Genomic DNA, 5,430 nt, shown 5'->3' with positions numbered 1-5,430 from the left:
ATACTTTCTTCTATCTCTTTATTAAGTGCTTCAATATCACCTAATATATCATGAGTAGGACGATACTCAACCTTCTCATAAACAATTTCTTTATATTTATTCATAGAAAGATCATAATCATTCTCTGCAATCTCTTCCTTAGGTACAAAGAAACTCTGTTCTGTTCTCTTTCTATCTTTTTCTTCATCTAAATGTTCATATCTATGAATAATATCAGGAATATCATTTTCTCCTACTGGTGAACGCTTATCATCTAATGAAAGACCATCAGCTTTCATATCATAGAACCAAACATTATCAGTACCACCTGTTGTAGTCTTAGTAAAGACTAATATAGCTGTAGATACTCCTGCATAAGGTTTAAATACACCACTAGGCATAGAAATAACTGCATGTAACTGGTTGTTCTCTACTAGTTCTTTTCTAATACTCTTATGTGCTTTACTAGAACCAAATAATACACCATCAGGTACAATACATGCACATCTACCACCAACCTGTAATGAACGTAAGAATAACGCAATAAATAACAATTCTGTCTTCTTAGTCTTACATACAGATAATAAGTTTTCTGCAACTACCTCATAGTCTAATGACCCCTTGAATGGCGGATTTGCAAGGATTAAAGAGTACTTATTCTCATCAATATTCTGTTGTGAAAGACTGTCTCTATATTCTATTTGTGGATTATCTACATAATGAGAAATAAGGTTCATAGCCCCAATTCTAAGCATTGTAGAATCCATATCAAAACCATTAAACATCTTATTATTAAAATGTTCTTTAAGTTTATCATCTAAAAATAATTCTTCATGTTTTTCTCTTAAGTATTCTTCAGCACCAATAAGGAACCCAGCAGTCCCCATCGCTGGATCACATATTGTATCTGTAGGTACAGGTTTTACAAGATTTACCATCATATTAATAATATGTCTAGGTGTTCTAAACTGTCCATTTGTGCCAGATGTTGCAAGTTTATTTAATAGGTATTCATATAAATCACCTTTTACATCTGCTTCTTCTGTATTGAGTCCTTCTATTCCTGTAACTACTTTCTGTAATAGGTTTGCAGTAGGAATCTTAAAGATGGCATCTCTCATAAATCTTGCATAAGAAGATTCACCATCACCTTTTAAATTCTTAATGAATGGGAATAATTCATCATTCATGATTTGATACATCTTATCAGCACTACCAATGTCTTTAAAATGATGCCATCTCAAATATGGTTTATCTTTAGGAAATAGACCTTCATATTCCATCCCAAATAGTTCAGCATCTGCTTCATTCTTTGTTTCTACTTCATCCAATTGTTTAATAAACATAAGATAAGTGAATTGTTCAATGACATCTAAAGGGTTAGTAATTCCTCCTGTCCAGAACGACTCCCATATCTTATCTACCTTATTCTTTAATTCTCCAGTTAACATATTTTTCTCCTTATCATTTGTCATTATAACATAGTTCAGTTAAGTAAAAAAAAGAACAACTCTTTTCAGAGCTGTTCTATAATTTCTTTAAAGTTTCTTCTACATCATCTAGAATCTGACTGAACTTAGTTAAAGCTCTAGATACAGGTTCTGGTGTACTAAAATCTACACCTGCATGCTTTAATTCATCTAATGGATAAGCACTACCACCCATTGATAAGAATTCTAAGTATTTCTTTACAGCACCTTCTTCATTATTAAGAATTGCTTCACTTAGCGCAACTGCTGCACAATAACTTGTTGCATACTTATATACATAGAACGGTCTATAGAAATGAGGAATTCTAGCCCATTCATACTGTACTTCATCATCAATGACGAGATCTTCACCAAAATAATCTTTAATCAAGTTCTTATATAATGTATTCATGCTTGCTGCAGTGATGGCTTCTCCTCTTTCAGCCATGGCATGTGCATCTCTTTCAAATTCTGCAAACATTGTCTGACGATATACAGTGCCCTTGAAACCTTCTAGATAGTGGTTTAATAAAGCCAAACGTTCTTTAGGTTCAGTTGTCTTCTGTAATAACTGTTCTACAAGTAAGTTTTCATTGACTGTAGAAGCGACTTCAGCCACAAAGAGTGTATAGTCTGCATTCTGTGGTGTCTGTGTATGGTTAGAAAGCCATGTATGCTGTGAATGACCCATTTCATGGGCAATTGTACTGACACTATCTAATGTACCTGTAAAGCTTGTAAGGATGTATGGATTAGAGTCATAAGTACCACTAGAGAAAGCACCACCACGTTTACCATTATTAGGATAAACATCAATCCATCTATCCTTATAAGCCTGTTTTACTCTATTGACATAGTCTTCACCTAGTGGTGTGACTGCATCTAATACCATCTGCTGTGCTTCTTCATAAGTATATGACTTAGATGATCCTGCAACTAGAGGTGTATAAACATCATAATAATGGAGTTCATCTAAACCAAGCATCTGTTTTCTTAAACGTACATAACGATACATTTCAGGCATGAACTTTCTTACTGTATCGACTAAACTATCATACACTACACCTGGTACATGTTCATATGCCATGCTCATTGCACGTGAAGACTCATAATGTCTCACCTGTGCTTCTGCCACTGCTTCTTTAATACATGCATTATATGTAGAGGCAAAGGTATTAATATGTTCCTTGAATCCTTTATAGAAAGATTTAAAGGCATTTAATCTAAGTGTACGGTCTTCACTCATCTGTAAAAGAATATAGTTAGACTGGTTGAGTTCATGGACTTCTCCATTTGAATCAGTCACTGATTCAAATGTCATATCAGCATCCTGTAAGCTTTCAGAAATCTTACTAGGAGCCCCTAATGTTTCTGTAAAGGCAGCAAGAAGTGCCTCTTCTTTTGCACTTAATACATGAGGTTTCTGATCTAATAACTTCTGCATATTAAATGCATATGGTAATAAATCATCTGAATGTACAATTGATTCTAAAACGTCTTCATCAAGTGATAGGATTTCTGGTTCAGCAAAGCTGATTGCAGTTGCGTAAGCTGTATAGACCTGATACGCTTTTGCTTCCATTGCCTGTGCGTCACTATCTCTTGTATCTTCACAGTTTCTAAGTGATGCATAACAATAGAAATCAGATAACTTTCTACCTAGATGTGTATCAAAATCAAAGAATTCTCTGATTGTTTTCGCATTATTGAGTTTACCCTGGTATTCAGGTAATTTCTTAATCATTTCATCAAGTTCAGGTAATGCGTTATTCCATTCTTCATCATTTTTAAAAAGTGTTGAGAGGTCCCACATATATTGTGGATCCATATCTTTACGTTCTTTCATTGTTTCTGACATAATACTGCTCCTTTCAATGAGTTAGTTATAGTATACCACTCATTTGTGTTTCATACACAAAAAAAGATGATTCCAAAGGAATCATCTCTTAAATAATTAGTCGTTTAAAGCTTCGATCATAGCTACGTATGATTCAACCTGTAATGATGCTCCACCAACTAAAGCACCATCGATGTTTGGCTGTTCAAGTAAAGCTTTTAATGTAGCAGGCTTTACAGATCCTCCGTACTGAATTCTTACTTTTTCAGCAACGTCCTGACCATAAAGTTCAGCAACTACACCTCTAATGTAACCACAAACATCTTCTGCGATTTCATTAGTTGCAGTCTTACCAGTTCCGATAGCCCAGATTGGTTCATAAGCGATAACTACTCTTTCAGCAGCTTCAGCTGTAACATCCTTGAATGCAGCAACAACCTGAGTCTTAACTACATCATGAGTCTTTCCAGCTTCATATTCTTCTAAAGATTCACCAACACAAACGATTGGAGTCATACCGTTGTTTAATACCTGAAGCATCTTTAAGTTAACAGTTTCATCAGTTTCACCGAAGTACTGTCTTCTTTCAGAATGTCCTAAGATAACCCATTCAACACCGATTTCTTTTAACATTCCAACGCTTACTTCACCAGTATAAGCACCACTGTCTTTGAAATGGCAGTTTTCAGCAGCAACAATTAAGTTCTTTGCGCCTTCTTTTGCAGTTGCTAAATCTAAGAAAGGAGTAGCGATACCCCAATCAGCTTTATCAGTTACTTTACCATCAACAGCAGCAACAAATTCCTTTGTTTCTGCGATGCCATGGTTCATTTTCCAGTTTCCTACAATAATTGGTTTTCTCATTTTAAATTATATCTCCTCGAAAAATTATTTATCGTTGATAGCAGCGATACCTGGTAATACTTTACCTTCCATATATTCTAATGATGCTCCTCCACCAGTAGAAATATGAGATACCTTATCAGCGAATCCTAACTGCTTAACAGCAGCTGCAGAGTCACCACCACCGATGATAGTGTTAGCACCCTTAAGGTTAGCTAACATGCTACATACAGCTTTAGTACCTTCTGCGAACTTAGGCATTTCGAATACACCCATAGGGCCATTCCAGATAACTGTCTTAGCACCTTCAAGTTCTTTAGCGAATAATTCAACAGTCTTAGGACCAATATCAAGACCCATGTATCCTTCAGGTACATCTTCACCAACAACCTTGATATCTCCATCTTCACCAAACTTACTGCTTACTACAGAGTCGATTGGAAGGATTAACTTATCTCCACCCTTTTCGATGAATGACTTAGCTAATTCTACCTTATCTTCTTCAACTAATGAAGAACCAACTGTATGTCCCTGAGCTTTAGCGAAAGTATAGCACATACCACCACCGATAATGATCTTATCAGCAACTTTTAATAAGTTTTCAATTACACCGATCTTAGAAGATACTTTAGAACCACCTAAGATAGCTACTAAAGGTCTTTCTGGATCAGATACTGCCTTACCAATATAAGCGATTTCCTTTTCTACTAAGAAACCTGCAACTGCTGGTAAGTGAGAAGCGATTCCTACAGTTGAAGCATGAGCTCTATGAACTGAACCGAATGCATCTTCTACGAATACATCACCAAGTGATGCCCAGTAAGCACCTAATTCAGGATCGTTCTTAGTTTCACCAGCTTCATAACGAGTGTTCTGAACTAAGATAACCTGTCCGTTTTCAGCGTTCTTAACTGCTTCTTCAAGTTCAGCACCGCGAGTAGCGTTTACGAACTTAACATCTCTTCCTAATAATTCAGCAAGTTTAGGAGCAACAACAGCCATATCGTTCTTAGCTTTGTCTTCTTCCTTCTTGATCTTACCTAAATGAGAGAAAAGTACAACAGCCTTTGGGTTGTGATCTAATAAGTAGTTGATTGTTGGTAATGCAGCAACAACTCTGTTATCGTCTGTAATTTCTCCTGTGTTTTTGTCTCTTGGTACATTGAAATCTACACGTACAAGAACTGTCTTGCCTGCGACATCAATATCTCTAATTGTTAATTTATCCATTAATTATCATCCTCCTACGACGAATTATAGCACAATTAAATATTTATATACAATCAAAAATACTATTCTTAC

The 5,430-nt window shown here is 35.6% G+C and carries 4 protein-coding genes; all 4 read right to left on the bottom strand.

Features of this window, described 5'->3' with window-relative positions:
• Positions 1-1,430, bottom strand: a 1,430-nt coding sequence (locus tag B2S90_RS04145; RefSeq protein ID WP_286696576.1) for a type I restriction-modification system subunit M, incomplete at its 3' end; no start/stop codon positions are given.
• Positions 1,431-1,506: 76 nt separating this feature from the next.
• Positions 1,507-3,306, bottom strand: coding sequence for an oligoendopeptidase F (gene pepF, locus B2S90_RS04140; protein WP_279148070.1), 1,800 nt, complete (start codon positions 3,304-3,306; stop codon positions 1,507-1,509).
• A 96-nt stretch (positions 3,307-3,402) separates the two neighbouring features.
• Positions 3,403-4,149 (bottom strand): triose-phosphate isomerase, encoded by a 747-nt coding sequence (gene tpiA, locus B2S90_RS04135; RefSeq protein WP_022425257.1) that lies wholly within the window; start codon positions 4,147-4,149, stop codon positions 3,403-3,405.
• Between the two features lie 24 nt (positions 4,150-4,173).
• Positions 4,174-5,358, bottom strand: coding sequence for a phosphoglycerate kinase (locus B2S90_RS04130; protein WP_278779384.1), 1,185 nt, complete (start codon positions 5,356-5,358; stop codon positions 4,174-4,176).
• Between the last annotated feature and the right edge of the window lie 72 nt (positions 5,359-5,430).

Origin of the sequence: Catenibacterium sp. UBA627 (assembly GCF_002299355.1) — a bacterium.
GTDB classification, from domain to species: Bacteria; Bacillota_I; Bacilli_A; order Erysipelotrichales; family Coprobacillaceae; genus Catenibacterium; species Catenibacterium mitsuoka.
Note: the sequence above shows the minus strand (reverse complement) of the source record. Positions and strands in the feature narration are given on the sequence as shown.

Bases quoted from the DNA above. Each gene is read 5' to 3' on its own strand.
- pepF (WP_279148070.1), bottom strand. From the start codon at position 3,306: ATGTCAGAAACAATGAAAGAACGTAAAGATATGGATCCACAATATATG.
- tpiA (WP_022425257.1), bottom strand. From the start codon at position 4,149: ATGAGAAAACCAATTATTGTAGGAAACTGGAAAATGAACCATGGCATC.
- B2S90_RS04130 (WP_278779384.1), bottom strand. From the start codon at position 5,358: ATGGATAAATTAACAATTAGAGATATTGATGTCGCAGGCAAGACAGTT.